The organism is Methanothermobacter thermautotrophicus str. Delta H, assembly GCF_000008645.1.
Lineage (GTDB): Archaea > Methanobacteriota > Methanobacteria > Methanobacteriales > Methanothermobacteraceae > Methanothermobacter > Methanothermobacter thermautotrophicus.
Genome location: NC_000916.1, coordinates 334,091 through 359,236, shown reverse-complemented (window position 1 = coordinate 359,236; position 25,146 = coordinate 334,091). Strand labels below are relative to the sequence as shown.

The 25,146-nt window shown below is 52.7% G+C and carries 27 protein-coding genes and 2 pseudogenes; 2 read left to right on the top strand and 27 right to left on the bottom strand.

Going from position 1 to position 25,146, the window contains the following annotated elements; genetic code table 11:
* The first annotated feature begins 291 nt into the window (after positions 1–291).
* Positions 292–2,322 (top strand): STT3 domain-containing protein, encoded by a 2,031-nt coding sequence (locus MTH_RS01945; protein ID WP_010876059.1) that lies wholly within the window; start codon positions 292–294, stop codon positions 2,320–2,322.
* Between the two features lie 70 nt (positions 2,323–2,392).
* On the opposite strand, the gene pyrG is transcribed toward MTH_RS01945, so the two are convergent.
* From pyrG to MTH_RS01910, 7 genes are all read right to left on the bottom strand, one after another.
* Positions 2,393–3,994 (bottom strand): glutamine hydrolyzing CTP synthase, encoded by a 1,602-nt coding sequence (gene pyrG, locus MTH_RS01940; RefSeq protein ID WP_010876058.1) that lies wholly within the window; start codon positions 3,992–3,994, stop codon positions 2,393–2,395.
* Between the two features lie 51 nt (positions 3,995–4,045).
* Positions 4,046–5,245, bottom strand: coding sequence for a cofactor-independent phosphoglycerate mutase (locus tag MTH_RS01935; RefSeq protein WP_048060815.1), 1,200 nt, complete (start codon positions 5,243–5,245; stop codon positions 4,046–4,048).
* A 30-nt stretch (positions 5,246–5,275) separates the two neighbouring features.
* Positions 5,276–6,298, bottom strand: a complete 1,023-nt coding sequence (locus MTH_RS01930; protein WP_010876056.1) for a homoserine dehydrogenase — start codon at positions 6,296–6,298, stop codon at positions 5,276–5,278.
* Positions 6,299–6,778 carry an ACT domain-containing protein gene (locus MTH_RS01925; protein WP_048060814.1) on the bottom strand — a complete coding sequence of 160 codons (480 nt, stop codon included), beginning with the start codon at positions 6,776–6,778 and terminating at the stop codon, positions 6,299–6,301.
* A gap of 9 nt (positions 6,779–6,787) precedes the next feature.
* Complete coding sequence (gene gatC, locus MTH_RS01920; RefSeq protein ID WP_010876054.1) at positions 6,788–7,003, bottom strand: Asp-tRNA(Asn) amidotransferase subunit GatC; 216 nt, start codon at positions 7,001–7,003, stop codon at positions 6,788–6,790.
* A gap of 199 nt (positions 7,004–7,202) precedes the next feature.
* Positions 7,203–8,639, bottom strand: coding sequence for an asparagine synthase (glutamine-hydrolyzing) (gene asnB / locus MTH_RS01915; RefSeq protein WP_238374226.1), 1,437 nt, complete (start codon positions 8,637–8,639; stop codon positions 7,203–7,205).
* Positions 8,623–9,015 carry a pyridoxamine 5'-phosphate oxidase family protein gene (locus MTH_RS01910; RefSeq protein WP_010876052.1) on the bottom strand — a complete coding sequence of 131 codons (393 nt, stop codon included), beginning with the start codon at positions 9,013–9,015 and terminating at the stop codon, positions 8,623–8,625. The genes asnB and MTH_RS01910 overlap by 17 nt, the downstream gene beginning before the upstream one ends.
* Positions 9,016–9,662: 647 nt before the next feature.
* Between MTH_RS01910 and MTH_RS01905 the strand changes: the two genes are divergently transcribed.
* The gene (locus MTH_RS01905) at positions 9,663–11,414 is read left to right on the top strand and encodes a pseudomurein-binding repeat-containing protein (protein ID WP_010876051.1); all 1,752 of its coding nucleotides are present in this window, start codon (positions 9,663–9,665) and stop codon (positions 11,412–11,414) included.
* 113 nt (positions 11,415–11,527) lie between these two features.
* On the opposite strand, the gene MTH_RS01900 is transcribed toward MTH_RS01905, so the two are convergent.
* The 20 genes and pseudogenes from MTH_RS01900 to MTH_RS01815 all read right to left on the bottom strand — a co-directional run bounded on the left by MTH_RS01900 (position 11,528) and on the right by MTH_RS01815 (position 25,123).
* A complete protein-coding gene (locus MTH_RS01900; RefSeq protein WP_010876050.1) occupies positions 11,528–13,345 on the bottom strand; it encodes a heavy metal translocating P-type ATPase in 1,818 nt (605 codons plus the stop codon).
* A gap of 303 nt (positions 13,346–13,648) precedes the next feature.
* Positions 13,649–13,828, bottom strand: coding sequence for a DUF86 domain-containing protein (locus MTH_RS10165; RefSeq protein WP_245942867.1), 180 nt, complete (start codon positions 13,826–13,828; stop codon positions 13,649–13,651).
* Entirely contained in the window at positions 13,797–14,066 is a 270-nt protein-coding gene (locus MTH_RS10160) for a DUF86 domain-containing protein (protein WP_245942839.1), read from the bottom strand. The genes MTH_RS10165 and MTH_RS10160 overlap by 32 nt, the downstream gene beginning before the upstream one ends.
* Complete coding sequence (locus tag MTH_RS01885; protein ID WP_010876047.1) at positions 14,063–14,482, bottom strand: type VII toxin-antitoxin system MntA family adenylyltransferase antitoxin; 420 nt, start codon at positions 14,480–14,482, stop codon at positions 14,063–14,065. The genes MTH_RS10160 and MTH_RS01885 overlap by 4 nt, the downstream gene beginning before the upstream one ends.
* Before the next feature lie 364 nt (positions 14,483–14,846).
* Complete coding sequence (locus MTH_RS01875) at positions 14,847–15,482, bottom strand: CBS domain-containing protein (protein WP_010876045.1); 636 nt, start codon at positions 15,480–15,482, stop codon at positions 14,847–14,849.
* A complete protein-coding gene (locus tag MTH_RS01870) occupies positions 15,472–16,233 on the bottom strand; it encodes a 4Fe-4S binding protein (protein ID WP_048060810.1) in 762 nt (253 codons plus the stop codon). Before MTH_RS01870 ends, MTH_RS01875 begins: the two co-directional genes overlap by 11 nt.
* Positions 16,234–16,387: 154 nt before the next feature.
* The gene (locus MTH_RS01865) at positions 16,388–17,284 is read right to left on the bottom strand and encodes a carbohydrate kinase family protein (protein ID WP_010876043.1); all 897 of its coding nucleotides are present in this window, start codon (positions 17,282–17,284) and stop codon (positions 16,388–16,390) included.
* Positions 17,281–18,174 carry a formylmethanofuran--tetrahydromethanopterin N-formyltransferase gene (locus MTH_RS01860; protein WP_010876042.1) on the bottom strand — a complete coding sequence of 298 codons (894 nt, stop codon included), beginning with the start codon at positions 18,172–18,174 and terminating at the stop codon, positions 17,281–17,283. The genes MTH_RS01865 and MTH_RS01860 overlap by 4 nt, the downstream gene beginning before the upstream one ends.
* Before the next feature lie 41 nt (positions 18,175–18,215).
* Positions 18,216–18,350, bottom strand: coding sequence for a hypothetical protein (locus MTH_RS10155; RefSeq protein WP_276324385.1), 135 nt, complete (start codon positions 18,348–18,350; stop codon positions 18,216–18,218).
* A gap of 11 nt (positions 18,351–18,361) precedes the next feature.
* Positions 18,362–19,240, bottom strand: a complete 879-nt coding sequence (locus MTH_RS01855) for an energy-converting hydrogenase A, subunit R (RefSeq protein WP_394295913.1) — start codon at positions 19,238–19,240, stop codon at positions 18,362–18,364.
* Positions 19,224–20,063, bottom strand: coding sequence for a 4Fe-4S binding protein (locus tag MTH_RS01850; protein ID WP_338101051.1), 840 nt, complete (start codon positions 20,061–20,063; stop codon positions 19,224–19,226). Before MTH_RS01850 ends, MTH_RS01855 begins: the two co-directional genes overlap by 17 nt.
* Positions 20,064–20,390, bottom strand: a pseudogene (locus MTH_RS10210) (4Fe-4S binding protein); the annotation flags it as partial.
* Positions 20,311–20,550, bottom strand: a pseudogene (locus MTH_RS09975) (4Fe-4S dicluster domain-containing protein); the annotation flags it as partial. The pseudogenes MTH_RS10210 and MTH_RS09975, both read right to left, overlap by 80 nt.
* A gap of 33 nt (positions 20,551–20,583) precedes the next feature.
* The gene (locus tag MTH_RS01845) at positions 20,584–21,609 is read right to left on the bottom strand and encodes a 4Fe-4S binding protein (RefSeq protein ID WP_010876038.1); all 1,026 of its coding nucleotides are present in this window, start codon (positions 21,607–21,609) and stop codon (positions 20,584–20,586) included.
* A gap of 23 nt (positions 21,610–21,632) precedes the next feature.
* Positions 21,633–22,745 carry a nickel-dependent hydrogenase large subunit gene (locus tag MTH_RS01840; protein ID WP_010876037.1) on the bottom strand — a complete coding sequence of 371 codons (1,113 nt, stop codon included), beginning with the start codon at positions 22,743–22,745 and terminating at the stop codon, positions 21,633–21,635.
* Positions 22,742–23,188: an NADH-quinone oxidoreductase subunit B family protein gene (locus MTH_RS01835; protein WP_010876036.1), complete on the bottom strand. Its 447-nt coding sequence runs from the start codon at positions 23,186–23,188 to the stop codon at positions 22,742–22,744. Before MTH_RS01835 ends, MTH_RS01840 begins: the two co-directional genes overlap by 4 nt.
* A 40-nt stretch (positions 23,189–23,228) precedes the next feature.
* The gene (locus MTH_RS01830) at positions 23,229–23,609 is read right to left on the bottom strand and encodes a DUF1959 domain-containing protein (protein ID WP_010876035.1); all 381 of its coding nucleotides are present in this window, start codon (positions 23,607–23,609) and stop codon (positions 23,229–23,231) included.
* Positions 23,610–23,612: 3 nt separating this feature from the next.
* Entirely contained in the window at positions 23,613–23,939 is a 327-nt protein-coding gene (locus tag MTH_RS01825; RefSeq protein ID WP_010876034.1) for an energy-converting hydrogenase subunit EhaL family protein, read from the bottom strand.
* A 13-nt stretch (positions 23,940–23,952) separates the two neighbouring features.
* On the bottom strand, positions 23,953–24,204 hold the full coding sequence (locus MTH_RS01820; protein WP_010876033.1) for a hypothetical protein: 252 nt from the start codon (positions 24,202–24,204) through the stop codon (positions 23,953–23,955).
* A gap of 55 nt (positions 24,205–24,259) precedes the next feature.
* A complete protein-coding gene (locus MTH_RS01815; protein WP_010876032.1) occupies positions 24,260–25,123 on the bottom strand; it encodes a respiratory chain complex I subunit 1 family protein in 864 nt (287 codons plus the stop codon).
* Between the last annotated feature and the right edge of the window lie 23 nt (positions 25,124–25,146).

The window sequence follows — 25,146 nt, the reverse complement described above, 5'->3', positions numbered from 1 at the left end:
GTTTTTGTGGTTGATTTCTCCGGGTGCAGCACCGGCAATCCCCGTATCAGAGGGGACACACTCCGGGCTGCAGACTGACAGATAAATCCATGATACAGGGACACCGAAATATGCAGCATTTAACCAAAAATCTATGCTCACAGAACACTGCAGCACTGATATGAGTAAAGGCAATAAAGCATATTAACCCGGGACCAGAGATCTATGGTAAAGGGAAGGTAAGGATGTGATTATCTGTCCTTCAGTATCAGGGAATGGATTGCTGGCGCAGACAGAAGGGCTGTTTTACTGATGCTCATAATATTCGCTTCAGGTTTCGCCCTGAGAGCAGGCACGGTGACTGTGGCCGGAGTATACAGCGAGGCCCACTACCAGCCCCTCATGTATGATATGGACTCCTACTACAACCTCAGGCTCGCCAGCAACCTCTTAAATGAGGGTGAACTCTCAGAGGGTGGGTGGGACAGGTACTCCTATTACCCTCCCGGGGTCCCCCTCGATTACCCCCCTCTGCTCCCCCACCTCACCGTCACCCTTTACCTGCTATTTACCTGGTTACTTCCAGGTCTCACCGACACCGCATTCTGGCTTCCAGCCATCATTGCACCCCTCGCCGGGGTCGCTGTCTTTGCAGCTGCAAGGTCCCTTGACTGTGATGACGTATCAGCCACCACAGCAGGCCTCCTTGCCACTGCAGCACCCTTCTACTTCATGAGGACCATCCCTGGTTTCTATGACACCGACATGTTCAACCTCGTCCTCCCCCTTGCCATCCTCTTAACACTCCACCTTTCTCTCAGGGATGGTGACTGGAGGATGGCCGTACTCTCAGGGGCCCTCATGGGTGTCTTCGCCGCAGCCTGGAATGGGTGGCAGCTCATCTACTCGATTATGGCCCTGTCGGTGATACTCCACTCGCTCCTGTATCGTAGAAGAGAACCCCTCATATTCCTCATCACCTCCACGCTTCTCATTGTGCTGATGGATCCACGGGCCATTCCATCCATCCCGGTGGGGCTGATGAAGATACCCGTTGCCAGAGCAGATCCATTCCCTGACCCCTATGCAAACATAACAGAGCTCCAGCGTCCAGGTTTTGATGACGTGCTGATGGCCCTTGGACCCGGCCTCCTCCTGGCGGGTCTGGCTGGTTTCAGGTCCCTCTTCCGTGACTGGAGGGATAGCATGGTGCTTCCGGTAATCATCCTCTGGACCCTCACAGGTGCCGCCTCACTACTCTGGGGTATAAGGTTCTCTGAGCTCCTCACTGCACCCCTTCTCATAACCTCCGCGCTATTCCTTGCAGATCTGGGGACTGCCTCCAGGGTACCCCCCGGTTTCAGGCGGAAGCTTCATGTTGCAGTCGCCATCATGGTGGTCCTTCCATCCCTCATCATCTCTACGGGTCAGTACAGCGCCCTCCACCCCCGGGTGGATGACGGCCTTCTGGATGCTGCAGACTACATAAGAGCCAAAACCCCTCCTGATACTGTGGTGATCTCCAACTGGGTCCACGGACACTTCTTTGCATTCATGGCCAGGAGGCCGGTGAACTTCGATGGCAGACTGGCCTACATTGAAACTGCGGCGAAGAGGGGGCCTGGATACCCCCTTGACCCCCGTATCCCGGGAGTCTACAGGGAGTACTGGCATGATCCGGGCCCGAACGACCACGGACCCCACCTGGCAGATGAGATACTATCCATGCTGGCATCCTCAGGTGATGAAGCCTACCTTGAGGTACTGAACGCCACCGGGGATCCGGCTGGCTCTGCAGTCATTCTGGGGGATGTGCTGGCTGTTGATGGGTCCTCAAGGGCAGAGTACCTGCAGGATAGGGGACTTGACCCTGTTGCTTCAGGGAGAGTTGCCTCAACCCTCAGCAGGAGATCCGGCTACGTCCTTGTGACCTGTGACCGGCTCATTGATAAGGGGTACTGGATACTCTATTATGGTAACTGGAACTTCACAGGAAAAACCAGGAAGCCGGTGTACTCCACAGGGAGTATAGTTCAGGGCTGGCCCCTGAGAACCAGTGACGGTCTGCTCTGGGATGGTGAGAGGATCTCATTCAATGGTTTGAGGGTCTCAGAACTGTACCTTGTGGATGGTGGTGTCAGGAAGGTGGAGGGCGACCCCCAGGGGGGCCTCGTTGCATTTGTGCTCTATGACAGGAACCGGACTGTGGTCCTGGAGCGTGGATATGAGGATTCCATGTTCGCCAGGCTGGTGCTCCTTGGTGACGGTGGAGGCGTCTTCAGGGCAGTCATGAGGAGCAGGGATGTCACTGTATGGGAGCCCATCAGGGATTGGAATACCTGATAAAAAGTAGTTGAGCTTTTTTTCCTGCTAAAGATGTAACGGTAGATAAAAAAAAGATTTTGCCGCTTTATTAACGGCTCCTTTCAAGGGCGGCCCTGAGGAAGGATACAAAGAGTGGATGGGCCCTGTTTGGTCTTGACCTGAACTCTGGGTGGAACTGGCATCCGAGGAACCATGGGTGATCCTTGATCTCAACCATCTCCACGAGGAAGTCGTCCGGAGATGTTCCTGAGATTATAAGGCCCTTACTCTCCAGTTCCTCCCTGAATTCGTTGTTGAGTTCAAACCTGTGCCTGTGCCTCTCACCCACGAGTTCGGTGCCGTAGGCCTCATGTGCCAGTGTACCCTCCCTTATCCTGCACTGGTAGGAGCCGAGGCGCATGGTACCCCCCATGTTCTTTATCCTCTTCTGCTCCTCCATCATGTCTATGACAGGGTAGGGGGTTTCCGGGTCGAACTCTGTGCTGTTGGCACCCTCCATGCCGTTGAGCCTTGCGAATTCTATGACCATGCACTGCATGCCCAGGCATATGCCGAAGATGGGAACCCTGTTTTCAAGGGCGAACCTGACCGCCTCAAGTTTTCCTGCGATTCCCCTTTCACCAAATCCACCAGGGATGAGTATGGAGTCAAGACGTGAAAGGTCCTCCTCATTTACTGCATCATCGGCACTTATCCACTCAATATCAACCCTTACCCGTAGGTGTGCCGCTGCATGTTTGAGGGCTTCCCTTATACTTATGTATGAGTCCTCAAGCTCCACGTACTTGCCGACTATTCCAACGGTAACCACCGGCTCATCTATCATGAGTGACTCAACTATCCCTGCCCATTCACTGAGGTCTGCTTCACCATCAACATCCAGTTCTATCCTCCGGACTATGTAGTCCCCCACCCGCTCACTGTCAAGTACCAGGGGGACCTCATAGATTGATGATGCGTCGGGGGCATTCACAACGGCCTCCTCCTCAACGTCACAGAAGTGGGCTATCTTCCTCTTGAGTGAGGAGTCTATTGGCATCTCACTCCGGCAGATGATCATATCAGGGTTTATACCTGTACTTCTGAGCTCCTTTGTACTGTGCTGTGTCGGTTTGGTCTTAAATTCCCCTGCAGCCCTCAGATATGGGACGTAGGTCACATGGACGAACATGACGTTCTCATGACCCTCCTCGTTCCTCAGCTGCCTGAGGGCCTCCAGGAAGGGCTGACCCTCTATGTCACCCACCGTACCCCCGACCTCCACCAGTACCACCTCAGCACCGCTTTTATCAGCGATTTTTCTTATCATTGACTTGATCTCGTCGGTTATGTGGGGTATTATCTGTACACAGGAGCCCAGGTAATCCCCTGACCGCTCCTTATTTATGACGGACATGTAGACCTTTCCGGTTGTTATGTTGGCCTCACCAGGGAGATCAGAGTCCAGGAACCTCTCATAGTGGCCCAGGTCAAGGTCTGTCTCCATTCCATCATCGGTTACAAAGACCTCACCGTGCTGGTAGGGGTTGAGGGTCCCTGAGTCCCAGTTCAGGTAGGGGTCTATCTTTATGGCTGTCACAGATAATCCATATGATCTGAGTATCCTGCCTATTGATGCTGCTGTTATTCCCTTTCCAATAGAGCTTACAACTCCTCCCGTTACAACGATGTACTTGGCCAGATGAACCAACTCCTCAGATTAGTTTGATGGGTCAATATATGTGATTAGGATGTTAAAAACTCATTGCCTTAACCGGGCAGCCGGGTCCATCATGATTTCCATGAGCCTGTGGGCCTCCCATGTGCCCAGGGACCCCTCCCTGACTGTGAACTCGTCATAGGATTTCACCTGATCAGCATCCACGCCGTCACCTGCAAGGATGCATGGTACGGGGTCGGGTACATGGGTCCTGATCTCAATGGGTGTGGGGTGATCCGGGAGGACCGCTATCCTGTGCTCATGGTCTGAGAGCGCATCAAGTAACCTGCCGAGGACGAAGCGGTCTATATTCTCTATGGCCCTTATCTTCTCCTCAGCGTCACCGGCATGCCCTGCCTCATCGGGTGCCTCAACATGGACGTAGAGGAAGTCATATTCCTCAAGGGCCCCGGCAGCGTATCTGCCCTTGGCCCTGTAGTCTGTGTCCAGGTAACCTGTGGCGCCCGGGACATGGATGTTTTCAAGACCCGCATATACGCCCAGGCCCTTTATCAGGTCCACTGCAGTTATTGTGGCACCTCTAATACCGTACCTTTCACTGAAGGGCTCCATTGATGGCCTTAAACCCTGTCCCCAGAGCCAGATCATGGTGGCCGGCCTCTTACCCATGGATTCCCTTTTGAGGTTCACCTCATGGGATCTGAGGACGCCTGCTGATTCCAGCATCAGCTCCCTTATATGGTCTGCCTCCTCCGAGCCTGAGGGGAGGTGTGCGGCCACAGACTCCCCCACTATGTCGTGGGGTGGCTCAACCCTCACCGAGGTGTAGCCCCTCCCCTCTATAACAAAGAGGTTCCTGTAGCTCACACCGGCATAGAACCTCCCCCTGGTTTCAAGTTCATGATTGAGGGCATCTATGAGGCTTGACGCCTCAGCTGTTTCTATGTGTCCGGCGTTGAAGTCCACGATCCTCTCATCAGCGTTTATGAGGTTGCATCTGAATGCCACATCATCATCGCCCAGCTCAACACCTATGCTTGCAGCCTCAAGGGGGCCCCTCCCGGTGTAGTACCTGCGGGGGTCGTAGCCCATTATACTGAGGTTTGCAACATCTGAACCCGCCTCCATCCCCTCCGGGACTGTCCTGAGAAGACCGCACGCACCCATCCCTGCAAGCTGGTCCATGTTGGGCTTATCTGCCACCTGCAGTGGCGTTTTACCGTCGAGTTCATCAAGGGGGTAATCCGCCATTCCGTCTCCAACAAGAATAACATGTTTCATGGTTATCACTGAAAAGAACCGTAAAGGGGTTTAACGCCCTCCAGACTTCCTCCATATGGTGATGGTGTCTGTGAGCATGGCCGAGGCCGTCTCAAGGGATCCTGCGCCACGTCCAACAGCTGTCACCTCACCTGCAAGGTCTGTCCTGAGGGTGGCCATGTTCAGTGTCCCGTCCACGGCGTAGGGTGACCCCATCCTCACCAGCCTGGGTCCGACCTCCAGCCTGTCCCCTGAGATCTCTGCAATGAGTTTTATGAGGTACCCCTCCTGGGCTGCCAGTTCAATGGCCCCCTGGGTTATACCGGTGATCCCCTCGACCCTGACATCCCTGAGGGTGCATGGCCTTCCGAGGATTGAATTGGCGATTATCACAGCCTTGCAGGCCGCATCAGTACCTTCAACGTCCTGGGCGGGATTTGTCTCTGCAATGCCCAGCTCCTGGGCCTCAATGAGGGCCTGCCTGTAGGATGATCCCTCAGAGGCCATCCTGGAGAGTATGAAGTTGGTGGTACCGTTCAGGATACCGATCACAGATTCTATGGTGCATGATGCTAGGGTCTCCCTTGCAAGGTTTATTATGGGCATGGCACCCCCCACAGATGCCTCGAACATGAACTCAACACCTGCCTCAGAGGCCGCCTCCATGAGTTCAGAGTAGAAAAGGGCCAGGTGCCCCTTGTTTGATGTTACAACGTGCTTCCCGTCACCCATGGCCTTCAGGACCAGTGACCTGCCGGGTTCGCCGTCCTCTATATTTGTTGGTGTTGCCTCCACCAGGCAGTCATATTCTGCCTCATCAAGGAGTTCATCTCCGGTCATCCCCTCGTATCCTGAGGGATGTGACCCCAGGCCGGCCCGCTTCTTGTGCTCAAGTACCCCCCTGATGTCAAGGCCATCCGGGTCGTGGAGGGCTCCTGATGAATCCGCGACTCCCGTGAACCTTATATCGAGGCCATACCTTTCCCTCAGATACTCGCCCTTCATCTGAACGGCCCTGAGGAATCCCTGACCAACAGCTCCCAGTCCAACAAGACATATCCTCATAACCCTCACCTAGACCTCGCTTACAAGCAGGAGGTTCCTCTCCATGGCGGCTTCATTGATCCTCCTCAGGACCTCATCCCTGCTGCCGTGTTCTGCTTCAAAGGTTATCCTGGCTGCTGATCTGCCCTCTGACATTCTGAGGGAGAGGTCCAGTACACTGGCTCCCTGGACGCTGTTCACGGCCTCCACCGTCTCCTGAAGGTCGCCCTCTGCAATGTCACCTATGAGTATGGTGGTGAATTTCTCCCTCAGGGGGGCGCCGTCCATCTCAATGATGTTAACACCCTGCTCCTGGAGCCTGCCTATGGCTGCGTCAAGTGTTTCCCTGTCACCCTCCACCGTGAGCTGCACGGGCACCACCGGGCCGTATTCACGGTCTCTCTCATGTATAACCGTCACTATATTCACGCCGGTACTTCCCAGGGGTTCAAGCACTGACACCAGCTGCCCTGGGGCGTCTCTGAGTTCGATAACCAGGTTTAACCGCATCTGAAACACCTACTGGGTCCATTCACCCCTCTCAACGACTATGTTACCGTCATCATCGACCGGGGCGTTTCTGAGGATCTTTCCGGGTTCTGTTTTTTCTTCCTCATCCTCCCTGGTCCTGTTAAGATTATCCACTATGTAGTATGTTTCCTCGAGTTCAGGGACCTCCTCAAGGGCCCTTGAGAATTCCTCAAGGATCTTCTCAGCCTCTTTCTCTATCTTCATATCAGACTCCTCTCAACTTGATGGATACATGTGAAACACATAAAGTCTATGGTGCTGCAGTGATATAAGGCTTAGTCTATCGTGCTACAATGATATAAACCTTGCCACAGAGACCTGTCACAGAGAGAAAAAACATGGCCTCAGATTCAGCAGAGGGAACATGGATCCTGTGTGACAGGATGACCACTGCAGACATGGGTTAAAACATCAGCCTCCTCAGGAAGGTCTCATGGTCAAACCCAGGGAGAACCTTCCTCCGCAGGACCTTATCTATCCCTGAACCGTACTGCGCCGCCTTCTTGGGCCTCATCGCAATGTACTCGGGGACCCCCATCTCAAGGGCCGCCTCCCTGAGTATGCGTTTCCTCAGCTCATCCTCCGGGCCCCGTATCTTGAGGTCTGCTGGTATGGTCAGGGCCACCCCTATCAGTTGAAGGTCCAGGAAGGGGACCCTCAGCTCCACCGAGTTTGCCATTGTAACCGCGTCATCCCTTTCAAGGTTAACATGGTGGATGTTTTCAAGGTCATGCCGGAGGGCGTCCTCGAGTCTTCCCTCAGCCAGGAGGCGCCTGTACCTGTGGTATCCTGCGAAAAGTTCGTCTGCACCCTGACCAGAGAACATGACCCTGTATCCGTCTGCAGAGGCAGCCTCAGATGCCAGGTAGAGGGGCATTGCAACGCCGATCTTCATGAGATTGTACTCCTCTATCGCCCCCAGGACATGGGGAAGGGCCTCCCTGATGGTATCCTCTGTAACCTCCAGGACCTCAAGTTCCATTCCAAGGTCTGCCGCAGCCCTGGATGCGAACTGAGGGTCGCTGGAACCAGGGAGCCCCACGGTGTAGAGCCTCACATCGATGTGTTCATCAAGGAGGACCGCCAGCAGTGTGCTGTCAACGCCGCCCGAGAATACCAGGGCAGCCTCATCCAAACCTCTAACTCTCCTCTCCACCGATTCCCTCAGAGCTGATTTGAGATTCTCCCTCAGCTCTTCTGGTTCTGCATCTGAGGGTTCCGCCCTGGGGAGTCCCCTCAGCTTCACCTTCACACCGTTTATCATGGCATGGCCAGGTGGCAGGGTCTCCACATTCCTCAGACCTATCCTCCAGAGGGCCTTCTTTTCGGATGCGAAGGCCTCCCCTGAATGGTAGAGGGGTTTGACACCAACAGGGTCCTGACGACTTGCAAGGTTCTCGCCGTCTGTGTAGGCGAAGGCGTAGTCACCGTCTATCTTGTTAACCGTGAAACGCAGCGCATCCTCCAGGTCCCCGCCGTGGCCCTCTATGAGGTCCAGGATGAGTTCAGAGTCGCTGCCGGTCCAGTTAAGTTCCTCCTGATTGTATATCTCGCCGTTAAATACCAGTACGCCGTCCCCTGATACTGGCTGAGGACCTCCCACGATTGAGAGGAGGTTATGGCCCACTGCAATCTCAGCTGATTGCGGGGCCTCCTTTACATCCTCCCCCGTCGCTGTCCTTATCACTATCCTGCTGTCATGGTAGATCCCTGTGGCATCAGGGCCCCGGTGTCTGAGGACATCTAACATCTCCTGTACCTTTACCGGGGCGTCATCACCCCTGAACCCTGCAATGGCGCACATCGCGGTCACTTCTGTGAGCTCAGGCCACCTTTTCACCGGCCTCTGGCCCCGGTTTTACTGAGTATATCTCCTCCACGGTCATGAGTATGGCTGATTTTGGTTCAAGTTCTGTCATTACGTTCTGTGCCCACTCAACGACCATGTCAAAGTATTTTCCGGATTTAAATATTTCAACTGTTCCCTTGAACTGGTAGGGGCATTCCCTTGCGTTCTGTGGTATCAGTGCTATTCTGGGGTTTTCGTGGAGGTTCCTTATGGTTTTTTTCATGTAGTTGTCTGCGATGAGGATGGTCCTCTCATCCAGGGGTCTGGCGAAGCCTATTGGAACAACATTGGGGGTTCCTTCCTCATCTGCAGTTGCAACAAAAACCAGCTCCTTTTCAATTGCATCCATCATCTCGGGTGTCATCATATTATATCACCGTTTATCTATTACCGGGGAGGGGTAATAAATTTAACCCGGAATCAAGGGGGGTGATCCCTGCATGAACCTGAGGAGAAAGACAGCGAATTCAAACCCTCTGCATACAGATATGCGCCTGTAAAAACCTGGGCCGGGATCCTGTCGAAAACTGGCCTTCAATCCATGATTCTGTGATGAGGCCCCTGTGGGTTCTGGAGGTCTTTATATCCCCTGAGAACCCTTAAATTTGTGTTCAGAGGGCTGTGGTTCCTTGATGGATACTCTGAATTATTCATGTAACTCCACCATGGTCTGGCCCCACCCCGGCCCATCCTTAAATCCCCTTAAAGAGACCTTTATATTTAAAATGGGATTCGATGGAAATCCTATCGCCATTTAAAATTTTTTGTGTGTCCAGAAAGTGGATCTGGGATCTTAGATTGTCTATCAGTCCAGTAGGGGCATTGATCAAGCATATCCATTTATCTCAAAAATAAAAAGCTCTCTGACGGTCTATTTTAATTTAAAAAGCTCATATATGTCTTTTTTTGGGCTGAAAAATCGCAATATTTATATATGATTTGAGATTCAAGTTTTTAATGTCACAGTGACCCTACCGGGCACTGTGGATTGGAGGCGGTAAAATTTCGGTTGGCATGAGATATGTGTGCATGCTACTTGCATGCATACTACTCATTAATACAGCAGGTTATGCAGTGGCAGCTGATAACACAGCATCCGTGGCTGGATGCATGGTGGAGGAACAGTGTTCAGAGTACAATCAATGTGAACTCATGAATGAAAGTGAAACAGGATCTGTAGATACAGGGAAACAGAGCAGCCCCGGTGATCCCGGGAAGAATGAATCCCCCTCTACCCCAGAGGCAGATGAAACGGTCACAGAATCGGGAGGTCTGCTGGAGGTTAATGGCACCAGCGGTTCACCCGGTTCAGTGGCTGTGAACCCGGAGAACTCCACCGGCACAGTGAGGGCTGCAGGTGACAGTGCAGGCATAACGTCTGTGACCATCAGGGAATCTGCAGCAGAACTTGTAAAATACATTGAAACCTACGGTAAACTGCCGGCGACGGTTTCAGTGGGTGGTCAGAAGCTGGGTACCGCCCAGTTCCTTGACCTCATGCTGAAGGACCTTCTGAAACTTGCAGGGTCCACAGTCTCACTGACGCTGCGCACAGTTGGCAACGCACCGAACCCTTCAGGTTCAGCCACAGGACAGCTCTCAAAGTCAGCTTATCTCAAACTGGCATCCAGTGTACTTAAATTCATAAACAGCAACAGAAGAGCACCCAATTACGTGAGTTCGAACATAGGGAAGATATCCAGTGACAACCTTGTCTACGCGGTTGCAAGGATCCTCAAATTCCAGAAGGACAACAGCAGACTACCAAACTACGTCACCATCAAAAAGATCAGTGCATCAACAGCACCCACAGCATCACTCAGGAACACGTCTGTGACCATCAGGGAATCTGCAGCAGAACTTGTAAAATACATTGAAACCTACGGTAAACTGCCGGCGACGGTTTCAGTGGGTGGTCAGAAGCTGGGTACCGCCCAGTTCCTTGACCTCATGCTGAAGGACCTTCTGAAACTTGCAGGGTCCACAGTCTCACTGACGCTGCGCACAGTTGGCAACGCACCGAACCCTTCAGGTTCAGCCACAGGACAGCTCTCAAAGTCAGCTTATCTCAAACTGGCATCCAGTGTACTTAAATTCATAAACAGCAACAGAAGAGCACCCAATTACGTGAGTTCGACCATAGGGAAGATATCCAGTGACAACCTTGTCTACGCGGTTGCAAGGATCCTCAAATTCCAGAAGGACAACAGCAGACTACCAAACTACGTCACCATCAAAAAGATCAGTGCATCAACAGCACCCACAGCATCACTCAGGAACAGAGCCGAGAACGATCCCTTCACCGGTGAGAGCACCTCCCAGTACCTTGCTGCAACAGCAAACTGTCAGGTTAATGATCCGGCAATTAAATCACTGGCAGCAAACCTGACTGCAGGATTAACCGGTGCATGGGATAAGGCGACAGCGATATTCAACTGGGTGCGTGACAGGATAAGCTACAGTTTCTACTACAACACAAGGTACGGTGCCACGGGTACACTCAAATACAGGACAGGTAACTGTGTGGATCACTCGCACCTCCTGGTGGCCCTCTTCAGGACCGCTGGTCTTGCCGCCAGGTACGTGCATGGAACCTGCACCTTCACATCAGGTAACACCTACGGCCATGTGTGGGCACAGGTGCTTGTGGGTGACACATGGTACGCTGCAGATGCCACGAGCTCAAAAAATAGCCTCGGTGCTGTGAACAGCTGGAACACTGCAACAGCAAAGATCAAGGGAATATACGCCAGCCTTCCCTTTTAATGGTGGTCCAGCACCACCATTTTATTTTTTTTTTAGGATTTAAAATTAATTTAAGGGGTTCTTACTGACACCGGAACCTCGCAAGGAGCAGACTGTTTGTTATAACACCGTTACTAGAACCTCGCAAGGAGCAGACTGTTTGTTATAACAAAAAGGGAAAGGCCCATATCACCCACTGCAACAGCAACCCATAGTGGTACGAGGCCAGCGACAGAGAGAACAGCCAGGGAAAGCTTCACTGCAACGGTTAACCCTGTGTTAACCCTGATGATATCCATGGTTCTCCTGCTGATGTCAATGAGCTCATCTATCCTTTCAAGGTCATCCTCCACCAGGGTTATATCTGCGGTTTCAATGGCCACGTCCGATCCCCTGACACCCATGGCTATACCCACATCCGCCGCTGCAAGTGCCGGTGCATCGTTAACACCATCCCCCACCATCACCGTGATCTTCCTGGAGCTCAGTTCACGTATTATCCTCATCTTATCCTCTGGCAGCAGGCCCCCACGGTATCTTTCAGCACCGATCTCAGCAGCCACCGCCGCTGCAGAGTCCTCAGTGTCACCGGTGAGCATCAGAGTACCGATACCCCGCTCCCTGAGCCTCCCTGTGATCCTCCCTGCGGATTTCCTGATGCTGTCCCTGAGTCTTATGACGCCTATAACACCCTCCGGTCCTGTTAGCTGAACCTCCGTACCTCTATCTGGATTCCCACCTCCAGTTTCCGGGCTTCCAAGGGTGTACCTCACACCCTCTATGTAACCTGAGACACCCCTCCCCGGGATGGACCTGAAGTCTGTCACGTCCACTGTTCTGCCACTGTATGAGTTCACTATGGCCTCTGCGATGGGGTGTCCGGATTTCCTCTCAAGGGATGCTGCTATTCTGAGTATCTCATCCCTCCTCTCCTCCGGTTCAACAGCAATCACCTCTGGTCTTCCCTCGGTGAGGGTCCCTGTCTTATCGAATATGATGCATCCGGTGGAGGCCATCTTCTCCAGGAACTCTGAACCTTTGATGAGGATTCCCCTCCCGGCCGCAGCTGTCATTCCCGAGACCATGGCGACCGGTGTTGATATGAGGAGTGCGCATGGGCATGAGATGACCAGCAGCACCAGGGCCCTGTATATCCATGTGAGGGGGTCGCCTCCGGTGAGTACCGGTATGAGTGCTGTGAGGGCTGCAAGACCAGTTACCGTGGGTGTGTAGATTGATGCGAAGCGTTCAATGAATCTCTCCCTCCTGGACCTCCTGAGAGCAGATCTCCTGACCGTTTCAATGACACCTGCGAGTACGGTCGCCTCGGAGGTCCTTGTGACCTTAACCTCCAGGTACCCGTCAAGGTTCTGTGTACCTGCAAATACCTGGTCACCCTCCCCCACGGTAACAGGGAGGGACTCACCTGTTATGCTGGACTGGTCAACCTGTGAGGTCCCCGATTTAACGGTTCCATCGAGGGGTACCGTCTCCCCTGGTTTTATCCCTATTGTGCTTCCTTCCTCAACATCCTCGACCCCCATGATCCTCTCCCCTCCATCAAGGACCCTCGCGGTTCTGGGCCTGAGTTTTATGAGGGATTCCACGGATCTGTGTGATCTTCTGTGGGCATACTCCTCGAGGTACTCTGCTATGTGGTAGAGGACGGTCACGAGGGCCGCTTCAGTGTAGTCACCCAGTGCGATGGCACCGATGACTGCGATGAGTATGAGCACGTGCACCGTGAAGTGGCCCCTGAGTACTGACCTGACTGCTGCCGGGAATATCCTGTATCCTGCAGCTACAACCGCTGCAATGAGGAGGGGAACTGATATCATGCTTCCCTGGAGGTCAAGGAGGATCCCTGCTGCAAGGAGTGCTGCCGATGCTGCCATAACCAGTATTTCATTACCATTCCCTGATGGGGAACATGAGCTGCATTCACATCCCATAGGATTCACCTGAACATATGAATACACATTCATGTGTGTTCATATCATATAAATGTTTCTTAATATTGTGCTGAGATATGACCCAGGTGAGACTCTGAACCCACAGACCAGTTTTTTCAGTGAGCAGGAAAACTGGTGAATCATGGACCTCCAGGTTATAAAGGGTGCCGGTTTCTGGCAGAAGGTAGAGTGAGAAGGAGATAATAAAAAGGTATGGCATCAGATGGCTAGGCCCCATCATGATATTGAATCATCATTACAGGGGAATACTGTGAGAAAAGGAAAGCAGCCATGGCCCCTGTTTCATGATTTTTTAAGGTATTCTGCGATGAACCTTGCAAAATTGTTTATATCATCCAGGTTGTTTTGCAGGTATCCATAGACCTTTTCAATATCTATTTCTGCGTACATATGAAGCAGTAGGTTCCTGAAACCTGCAGCTGGGGCGAATTTATCCACAAAATCCTCTGGTAAAACTCCTATTTCCCCGAGTATCTCTATTACCTCTCTGTAGGTTTCTGGTTTTTCTGGCCCTTTCCTGTGATATGATCATTTCTCCAATATCAAGGCAGGATTCTATGGAAACCTCCAGGTATCTTTCAACAGCTCCCCTTAAAGTGACGTCATTTTTCAAATCTTCCAGGGTATGGGATTGATAACCCCTCAATATTTTCAGGTATTCCCCTAATCTCTCTAATTTTGATGAGATCTCATTTTTCATATTAATCCCTGCTGGGCTATCCCTTTGATGGCTATTCTCGCATGCCTGTCCATATAATACCTCCTATCCAGATACTCTGACATGATATTTTTCTCAAACTTTATCCTTTTTTCCTCATCATCTTTCAGGAGTATGCCGTCTTTTATGATATTATAATTTAAGGAGAGTGGCGCATCATTCATGATAATCAAATCAACCTTATCTGCTTTAAGCAGGGATACAAGATCATCAAGCAATTTCAGTTGAAACTGTAACATCCCCTGTTCTTCCAGGGGCTCCCGTAGTAGAACTCCAATGTCAAAATCACCCAGTTTCCCCTTATCCCCTCTGGAAGTGGAGCCGAAAAGATAGGCTAAATCCACTTCATCCTTCTCTTCAAAAAATTCCGCAAGTTTCTCTAGCACTTTAATCTCCATTGCCCCTGAAACACAAACTTTTTGATTATCAGACTCTAATACCTGCAGGAGAGTGGTTCCTCAAGAGTATTATGGTGAAAGAGGGTAATAAATCTTACAGGGTCATGGTGGTTAAGAAGGCTTCAAAATCCATTCAACCATTAGATCCGGGATTAAATAGAACTCAGCACCACAAGATGATCCTGAAGACGCGATTAGAGACTCGAGTTCATGGATCAATATGGGTACCAAGAATAAAGAGAGAGGAACTATTCCGCAAGGGCAGGCTAAAAGAATAGTGGAGGCACCTAAACAGACAGACAGAACATGGCCACTGGGTATCATAAGAGAAACATGATCTCCAAAAAGTTATAGGGGTGGGTGATTATTTCCTTGCCCTTGCAATCTTCCTTGCAATGACAAGTTCACCTATGGCTATCAGGCCCACAAAGAATTTTTCAAGGCCACCTGTTGCCCATATGGCCTCACCGAAGGTTGAATTCCGGATCCTCTCCTCATACTCCTTCGGTTTTATCCTCTTACCGGTGCGCCTCCTCGTTATTATGGCAGCTGCCTCCATGAGTTCATCCCAGCTCACACCCTTGAGCTCCCCGTTCATGGCCTCGAATATCTTGGACACCTTGATCTCATAGAGCTGGGAGAGGGTCTCAACGATGTCGAATGACCTCACAACCCCCACAACCCTTCCACTGTCATCCAGGACCGGGATGCTCACCAGTTTGTGATGGGCTGTTTCCAGGACGGCGAGCCTGGCCGGGTCGTTTTCATTTACATGAACTATCCTCTCCGGTGGCTGCATGATGTCAGAGACGCGTTCAAGTCCATCCCGGAGTCCCCGCATCACGTCAAAGCTTGTAACCCATCCAACGAGCTTCCCATCCCCATCAACAACAGGTGTTGTGAACTTACGTGTCTCCTCCATCTTCAATGAGACATCAACAACCCGATCCTCAGGGGAGACTGCTATAAACTCCTTATCCATAATCTCCTTAACTTTCATCTGCCAACCTCTCCAGTTTCAGTGCTGCCACAGGACACCTTGTGGAACAAACCTCACATAGAATGCATTTATCCTTATCAACCACAACCTCTCCATCCTCAATCCTTATGGCCCCGGTGGGACAGTTCTCCTCACAGACAAGGCACTCGACGCAGGCATCCTGGTCAACCAGGAGCCGCCGGGTCTCAATCACAGGGCCCAGTTCCCTCTCAAGTTCCACCGCATCTGAGGGGCAGACGTTGACGCAGGCCCCGCAGCCAATGCAGATGGATTCATCGACCACCGCGATCTCCTTATCTAACTGAATTGCACCTGTGGGGCAGAACCTGGTGCAGGTCCCGCATGCAGTGCATCTATCTGTGACCTCTATGTTCTTCATCCGGAGCAGGCGGTGGGGGATCCTGACGTATTCCAGGTTGTAGGTGACGTCCTCGTCACCGATGGTGGCGGTGCTCTCAACAACGTTTATGCACCTCACAGGGCAGGTCTGGGCGCATATCTCACATTTAACACAGTTATCAAGTATCCTTGCAGGTTTTGATGCTGATGATTCTGATATGGCGTCCACAGGGCACTCCTCAAAACAGAGATTGCACCTTACACACTTCGGTGTTATGTCTATGAATTTGTCCAGAACCCTGCAGCTTGCAAGTTCCACATCAACGTCCTCAGGTCTCTCCTCAAGGTCCATCGACTTTAGTGCAACATCCCTCCGGAGGTCCTCCAGTTTCTTCTTAAAGATGATATCCATGATACAACCCCTGCATCCTTTCAAGCTTCAAGAGTTAACACAACCCTTTATTACCTTTTAAACGTATTTACTTAAATTTTTTTCCGGTTCACGGGATCAACATCAGGCCTCAGCACACCCAGATTCCCGGATCCAGCACATTAAAGATCAACCCTCAGCGTACCTCCTGAGGACATCCAGGGCCGGTCCCGGGGAGGGATTCTGTGGCACCGTATCCTCCGATACACCGTGATGCTATGTAGTTTCCAAAACGGCATGAAACCTCAAGGCCAAAGCCCTCGAGCCAGGCATATATGAAGCCAGCATTGAAGGCGTCACCGGCCCCCGTCGTATCAACACATTCGGTGCTCAGTGCATCCACCATCACAGACTCACCGTCCCATGCCCTGACGCCTCGGGCGCCCATCTTAACCACAACCACCCCGATTCCCAGGAGTGATGCTGCCTCCTCAGGGTCAGCGGACCCTGTCATCAGCTCAAGTTCCCTCTGGTTTGTGAGGAGGATGTCGGTGCGCTCGAGGATATCTGACAGCTCAGATACTCCCCTTGAGGCGTAGATGTGTCCTGGATCCAGGCTGACGGTCACGGATTCATCCAGTGCCTCAATGACTTCCACCTGGACATTTATGCCATCACCTGCGAAGGATGTGAGGTGCAGCAGTTCTGTGTTAAGGGCCTCATCAGCCACCTCATCCACCCTGAGTGTGTCGTTGACTCCAGGGTCAACGTAGAGGGCCCTGTTACCGTCAGGGTCAACGAAGCCCATCACACGGCCGCTTCTACCTGTATCCGCTACGACGGTGAAATCCGTGACCCCCTCAGATGAGAGGTTACTCCTGAGGAGTCCCCCCTCCCTGTCATCGGCGACCTTACCTATGTGGGCTGTCCTGAGACCGAGCCTTGAGAGGCCTATCATGGTGTTGGCTGCTGAGCCCCCACAGGATTCCACGAGCCCCCTCACGAAGGTCTCCTCATCCGGGCCTGCTATCCTCTCAACCATGTGGAGCTGGTCCATGTTGAGGGCTCCAAGGCCCACCGCATCGAACCTCATCCCAGAACACCGTGTAGGTCTATCCTGTGGTCCCCCAGTTTACCGTCATAGTTACCTGCAGATACCCTCAGGACCCCATCGTACCTGCAGACAGCCTCTATCCCGGCCCTCATGGCCTCCTCAAGGGCCTCCATTGTCAGGCCGTTTATGACTATCTCAGGTATGTACCCGACGCCCTCCGGGACCCTTGACTCGTCACCGAGCACCTCCTTCAGGCTCGGGCAGTAGGGGTGGTTCGTGGTGGGGCCTATCCAGGGGTAATTTGTCTCTGGCTTTGATGCTGCGGAGCAGATATCAAAGGGCGTCACAACACCCTCAACCTCCTCTATGGCTCTTATGGCGGCCCTGCCTGCCTCCAGTACCGTGTCAGGATCCCTGCACATGTACCAGAAGTTGGCCCCCATGATGGCCTCCCTGTAGCCCATCCTTGATTCTATTTTGAAGTCAGGGACGGCTACCGGTACGTTGATCATTTCACGGCCATTGAACTCCTCTAACCACTCATAGCCATCACCGCAGTGTCCCACATGCTTCATCATATCCAGGTATCCATCCGGGTCGGGGGTGGAGCTGTAGAGGGCTGTGAAGGGCTTCACCAGTATGTCCTGCCTTATACGGTAGGATAATTCGACCTGGAATTTCTCCATGTCATCCAGGGCATAGTAGAACTGGACCACGGCCCCGGGTCTGCCGTCGGGGGTGTCCTCGCCTCCCAGGAAGGATTCAACACCACCCTCAACCCTCCCTATGACTGCACCGGGGGTTGCGGTTGCATCAAGGGCCGCCCTCCTGACGGTCTCCATGTCACGGGCCGTTATGGTGGCCCTCACACATCTCCCTGTGAAGGCCTCAGAGAATGTATCCTCAATCAGTGTTCCGTTAATCTCCATTGAGCATCACAACCATGCTGAATGTAAGCACATCCAGGGATTCAGCCGAGGGATCCGACGTCCTCTCCCCGGATGTTCTTTCTGACCTCCATGCTTGCGTCCAGGAGGTCCTCTGCCTCCTCAATAACCGTTATGATCGGGTAGTCACCTCTGAACACTCTCCTGAACTCATCCACCACTCTGAAGTCTATCCTGAAGGATTCAAGGGCCCTTTCAGGTTTTCAGAGTAGGCCCTGATGAATTCCAGGATGTAGTCCCTCCCGAACCTTGAGTGAAGGTCTATCAGGGGGGTGAGGGCCCTTGAGTCGGTGGAGATGACCGCCACCTCCGCCTCCCTGAGGGCATAGTGGTTACCGTTGAAGGACACCGCAAGGCCCCTCCCATTGAGTTCCCTGAGTGGTTCAACATCGGTTATGCTGTCACCCACGTACATGGCGGATTCAGGGGGAAGTTCGAGTTCAGAGAGGATCTCCAGGAGGGCAACCCTCTTACCGTCACCGCCAACGGTCTTCACCCCGTCGAGTATCTTCCCGGCCTCCATACCCGGTATGAGGTGGAAGAATATCTCATCCAGGTCCTCAAAGTCACCCTCGATGACATCCTCGCGTAGCCTCACCAGCGCCTCCCTCTCCTCATTTGGGATCTCCACGTCAAGGCTGAGGGTGGTGTGCCTGGTGTTCTCCAGGGGAAAGTTAAGGTGCTTGCAGAGGGCCTCGATGTAGTGTCTGTAGCTTGTGCTTACGATGTAGGATGGCATGAGCCTCCCTGCAAGTTTCAGGGTTTCATCAGCCCCCGGAACGAGTCTCAGGGTCCTCTCTGAGAACTCCCTCAGCTTCTCATCGGTGACTCCGTGGGCTATGAGGAACGGGACTATCAGTTTGAGGGTGTCCCCTGCATTGTAGCCCGGCCTCCGGATCTCGTCGGCCAGTATGTCATCAAATTCGCTCACCTTCCTGAAGAACCTGTCACCGTCGGGTATGAAGTGGGCTGCAGCTTCGAAGGCGTTATCGTTGAGTGAGATGGGACCCTCGCAGTCTGTTACGAAAACCCTATTCAACCTTATCATCCTCCAGGTTCAGCCTTACAGCTGTTACAGGGCATATGTCCTGGCATTCACCGCAGAGTATGCATCTATCAGCGTCGACCTCAACCTCAGTATTGAGGGTCATGGCATCAACGGGACAGTGGTTAACGCATACACCGCACCTCTGGCAGACCATGTGGTCTACCTCAACCGAACCCCTCCTCGGACCTGTCAGGACCCTCCTCTCAAGGTATATCCTGCCATCCCTGGCCCTGAATCCCTCCTCTGTGATCTCGATGGCATCGACCGGGCATACGCCCCTGCATCTTCCGCAGAAAACACACCCATCAAGTATCTTCACGGGGGCCGGGACCTCCGGTTCTATGACACCCACCGGGCACTCATCCACACAGAGCCCGCACCCTATACACCTGTCCTCGAGTACCCTTATTCTCCTCGCGGGTTTGGTGAAGTCTATTATGTGGTTGAGTTCATGTATCTGGAGGTTGGAGTCGACCAGTTCCTCTATGCCATCCCTTATTTCATCGGTGACATCCACACTGTATTCCGGGCTTTCAGCCGAGAACCTTCTCTTCACGTCCCTCAGAACAGAGTCCATCCTTCCAAGGTTTTTCACGAGTTTCTCTGATTCCCTTTCAAGTATCTCCCCTGCTATCTCCAGGTTGTTGAGTTTTGAGAAGTTCTCGTAGGCCCTCTTCCTTGAGGAGTACCTGATGGCTGCTGAGGGGCATACGTCCATGCATTCCTCGCACCTTGCACAGTAGGAGGGGTCTATGTAGGGTAACCTGTTGATCTTACCAACCTTTATGGCCCCCCTTGAGGGGCAGACCCTGGTGCAGGTCATGCATCCTATGCAGTCCCTCTGGTTAATCACCACGGCCTTACCCCCCACCACTGACCTGGGGAGGATCTCACCGTACTTTATGGCCTCTGTGGGGCATGCCCTTGCACAGTAACTGCAACGGACACATTTATCCTCGTCTATCTCACTGTGGACCCCTGTTTCACCCGATGACACCAAGTGTATGGCCCCTGTCCTGCAGGCTGAGACACAGGCACCGCAGCCCCTGCAGATCCTGGGGTTTATCACGGGCACGTTCTCCCTGACAGGCTCTGCCATGGTTGTCCTCATCTTTATGGCATCGTAGGGGCAGGCCTCCCTGCAGAGGACGCACCCAAAGCATTTGTCTGTCTATCTCAACCTCGCCGGTGTCAGGGTCCAGGTGTATCGCGTCCACCGGGCATGAGCTGAGGCACGGCTTATCAGGGCATTCCCTGCACTTCTCACTGTCAATATCATAGTCAACGTCAACTTCCCTCAGGGGCTTCACGGGTTTTGCTGCAGCTGGAATTTTATCATCTCCTCATCGCTTTACAGGAAGAGCCGCCGGTTTTATGGTTATCCTTATCATCTCTTCTCCATTGGATTCATCTATGAGGAACCTTGCAACGTAGTACCCTGCAACACCGAAGGGGCATGTCTGGTAGCATGTGCTGCACCTGAGACACTTATCAGGGTCCCTCACGATTCCTTCATCCTCTGAGTAGGTTATGGCTCCTGATGGGCATTCATCCACGCATAAACGGCACTGCACACATTTTTCGGGGCTCCATGTTATGATGCGCATCTTGAGGCGGTCGGTTATCTTCTCGAGGAGGTCCCTGACTATCTCCTCATCCGGGAGGATCTCAAGGGCCCTCTCGAGGAGGGGTTTCAGGGGGTAATTCATCCTGTAGACACCTTCGGCTTCGAGTTTCTTTATATCCTCGCTCTTCTCCTCTATGGCTGATTCCAGTTCATTGACCGCCAGGTTTATGACCATCTTCTGTTCCTCGACGTAGGCGACGTGTATCACCTTGAGGGCGCCCTTGACAGGACACTTCTCGAGGCATTCACCGCAGGCTATGCACCTGCCCTGGTCAACCTCGACCCTGCCGTCCTTCTCGGTTATTGCATCCACCGGGCAGGCCTTCATGCACTTCTTGCAGCGTATGCAGAGGTAGTCATCTATGACATAGAGCTTCTCTGAGGGTACTATGGTGAACTCTTCCCTTATGAGGTGATTCTCTCCGCATTCAATTGTCTTGGGGTCGGTGGGGCAGACCTCGGCGCAGAAGCCGCACCTGATGCACGCACCCCTGACTATGACAGGGTAGGTCTGACCCTCCTCCTCGGCCGTGTCGGTGTCACGGACCAGTTTTATTGCGCCAGGGGCAGGACAGGCCGTTGTGCAGGCCCCACAGCCTATGCAGTACTCCCTCTTAACTGTGGGGAAATCCCTGAATCTCTCTGGTTTTTCAAGGATCTCGTGTTCTGTGTGTGCATTGGCGAATTTCTCTGCCCAGGACTTACGGGCAAACTCGTAAAGGTACCATATTACAGAGGACATAGGACATCAACATCACGCATTTATTAGAGGAGTATCTCCCTCTCCCCACTCTCTTCATCAACAACCATGACCCTCTCTGCGCATGCTATGCATGGATCAGCGCTTGCATATGTTGCAACGGCGTCTGCAACTGTTGCCACGTCCCTCAGCATGTACTTTGCGCAGGCGTCAATGTTCATTATGCTCGGGGTCCTTATGGATATGTTCTTTATGAGGTTGCCGTTGGTTTCAATCATGTAGGCCACCTCTCCCCGGGGGGCCTCGTTTCTCCACTCACCGTAACCCGCCTTCACGTCAACCTTCGTCCTGACGGGTCCCCCTGGCATGTCATCTATGACCTGCTTTATGAGGTCAATTGAGACCCTGATCTCATCGAAACGGTTCATGACCCGTGCAAAGTTGTCGCCATCATCCCTCCAGATGGTCCTGAAGTCCAGGTGGTCCCTGTAGGTGGGGTGGTCCTCCCTGAAGTCATACCTTATACCCGAGGCCCTCCCTATAGGTCCAACGGCCCTGGCCTTCTCTGCCTCCTCCTGGCTCATGTAACCGACCTCCCTTGACCTGAGGCCTATGAGTGGGCCGTGCTCGAACATCTCAACGTAACGGTCGAACTCTCTTTCAAGGTCAACTATGATCTCCCTTATCATTGACAGGTGGCTCTCTGAGGCGTCCATCCTCACGCCACCCACCACGTTCCAGCCCATGTTGACCCGGTTACCTGTCAGGAGCTCGATGGCGTCCATTACAGGCTCCCTGAGGGCCAGCATGTACATGAACATGGTCTCATGGTCCAGGGCCTTGAAGTAGGTTGAATTTGCGATGAGGTGACTCTGTATCCTGTCAAGCTCGTTTGTTAATGCACGGAGGAACTGTGCCCTGGGGGGTGCCTCGACCTCTGATATGGCCTCAAAGGCCTCTGCAAAGGTCTGTGTGTGTATGTATGAACATATCCCGCAGACGCGTTCAGAGAGGTAGATGGCCTTCTGCCAGGTCTTGTTCCTCATAACCCTCTCTATTCCCCTGTGAACGTATCCGTATTCTATTTCGGCTTTGAGAACCTTTTCACCCCGGGTCTTCACCTTGAGCCTTATGGGCTCCTTGTATCCCGGGTGCATGGGTCCAAGTGGCAGTATCATCTCTTCTTCCCCCTCTCTGCTATGGCCCCGGGCGCCACCGCCAGTATTGCTTCAAGTATCTCTGATGGTCTGGGGGGGCAGCCGGGCACCTCTGCATCCACCGGTATGAAGTCGGAGACCGGTGCATAGACGCTTCCACCCTCCTGGTTGAATACGTCACCGGATATTGGACAGTTGCCCAGGGCCACCACTATCTTTGGCTCCGGTGCCTTGCGGTAGATCCTCTGGAGTTTCTCCCTCCACTGCTCTGTAACTGCACCGGTTACAAGTATGACATCGGCCTCCCTGGGGTTCTGGTGGACGTATATACCGTACTGTTCAAGGTCATATCTTGGTGAGAGGAGTGCGAGGACCTCTATATCACAGCCGTTGCACCCCCCTGTATTTACAAGGCATACATGGATTGATGTTTTCCTCAGAATACTTTTAAGGGCATCCAACATTTCTTTACCTCAGCATTTGCTCTTTATTGATTGAAGTTCATCATGATCTCAGTATCTCATGGAGCCTCCTCCTGCCCTCACTGAGGGCCTCGGAGTACTCCCTCCCTGCCAGGACCAGCTCTGTGATCTCATCCTTGAGGGCCTCGGCATCATCCACACTTATGATCTCCATGACATCAACGAGCCAGCAGAGCTGGAGGTCACTGTGGAGCTTCTCCCTGATACACCTCGGCCTTGCCGACTCGAACCTGGGGTGCAGGGCCTCCAGGCTCGACATGTCGAGTTTGTCCATGAGTATGTCCTGGAATTCCTCAACGTCAATTTCAAGTTCCCTGGATAGTGGCTTTACAACATCCTCCTGCCAGCGGTAACTCTCAAGTATCCTCCTCTTCATCAGCCGCATTAGTTCTCCTTCATCCATTGATTACCACCCCAGAGTCCCTGAAATCAGCCAGATCAGGAGGGCCAGGATAGCCCCTGTGAGGGTCTCGTATCTACCGTAGCCCGGCCTCATCCCTGCAACCAGGGCCACCATGAAGAGCCCGGCCGTCCTCATGAGATCAGTGAGGGGCAGATGCCCTGCATTCACAAGGACAGTCCACCCTGCCACTGCAACCACAAGGGCCAGTGGATCGATCTTTTCATCCACGAAGGGCTCCCTGTACTTCCTGTAACTGAGCAGCAGGCCCAGCACCGAGCCCGCGATAAAGGAAACCGTGTATACCAGGTATATTTCATACAAGATTATCACCAGTGAACTCCACTTATAATGGTCTGTAAAGTATTATGAATGATACTATAAACATGGCAAGCACCGCAAAGAATGCTGCCCTCTCGAGGTCCTCTGAGAACCTGGAGAACCCTTCACGGCCCGCCAGGAGCAGAAGAACCGTGAACAGCACTCCAAGGATTGTTATAAGAGCCACAGACATTCTCTGCATGATGGCTGCAAGGAGACTCACAGCTATAACGCCCCCTGCAACCAGTGCGGTGAGTAAGGTAAGATCCCTTTCCATTAAATCCCCTCTTTTCTGATTAAATCCCTTCCATTTTCATTCCACATCATGTCTTCTACATTACAAGCATGAGGACGATTGAACCCGCTATACCCACGAAGGCCAGGATGACCTGTATGGCCACCGAGTGGTTCGGGTTCAGCATGGGTGTTGTCGCATTTATGAAGGCCGTTATGGTTGTGATTATCACCATCCCGAGTATGTAGAGCGGCAGGCTCAGACCACCGATGAAGACTGTGAGGAATATCCAGAGCAGCATGTACCATGCTATGGACTCCGAGATCATCAGGTAACCCCTGAGGACCCCGAAGTGCTCTGTCTCATATCCTGATATTATGTCCTTCCCCTTGGTGATGGAGAAGGGTGAGTAGGGTGCCTTTGAGAGGATGAGGACGAAGAACATCATGGCTGCCAGGGGCAGCTTCAGCAGCAGGGGCCCGTGGATGCTCTGGTACCCTATGATATCTGATATTATCATTTTCCTGGTCTGGAGGTATATGATTGCAAGGACAGCGAAGAGCGGCATTTCGGCTGCAGCTGAGAACACTGCACGGACGCAGCTGAGCTTACCGTAGGGTGACCCTGATGAAGACCCTGCATTGTGTTCAACTATCTTGTGGAGGGCGTAGATCCCGAAGAACAGCAGGAGGGAACCCTCAAGCACCGGCCCGATTATAACCGCGCTTATCCATATACCGCAGAGTGTCGCTGCTATTGCAATGTAGAATGGCATGGCAGCGGTCCTCGGGAAGGACGACTCCTTTACGTAGAACTTCAGGGTGTGGAGGAGGTGCTGTATAACAGGGGGCCCCGGCCTTCTCTGTATCCTTGCCATGACCTTCCTCTGGAAGCCCAGAAGGAGGCTTCCTATGAGAAATGCTATAAGAACATTCACTATGATGTTTCCCATCAGATTCATCTCATCACCATTAACACCGGAAT